The sequence below is a fragment of the Streptomyces ossamyceticus genome (genome assembly GCF_001418475.1).
Lineage (GTDB): Bacteria > Actinomycetota > Actinomycetes > Streptomycetales > Streptomycetaceae > Streptomyces > Streptomyces ossamyceticus.
Genome location: NZ_LIQX01000605.1, coordinates 1 through 267 on the forward strand (window position 1 = coordinate 1; position 267 = coordinate 267).

At 73.8% G+C, this 267-nt stretch carries 1 protein-coding gene; it reads right to left on the reverse strand.

The genetic code is table 11. The annotated features are described in order from the left end of the window. On the reverse strand, nucleotides 1-267 hold a 267-nt coding region (locus AOK15_RS34545; protein ID WP_157870460.1), incomplete at both ends, for a MarR family winged helix-turn-helix transcriptional regulator.

Sequence of the window (267 nt, forward strand, 5' to 3'; positions counted from 1 at the left end):
GGCCCCGTCGAAGCTGTGGCGCAGCCGGCCGAGAAGCCGGACCAGCTCGCCGACCTCTTCGTCGGACCAGTCGCTCAGCCGATGGGCCATCACCCGGCTGGTGCGCCGGTGGAGTTCGGCGACCAGGGCCCGGCCCTCGGGGGTCAGGCGCAGGATGCGCGAGCGCCTGTCCGCCGGGTCGGGCAGCCGTTCGATCCAGCCCCGCTCGGCGACGTGCGCGACATGGCGGCTGGTCACCGACATGTCCACCGAGAGCAGCTCGGCGAG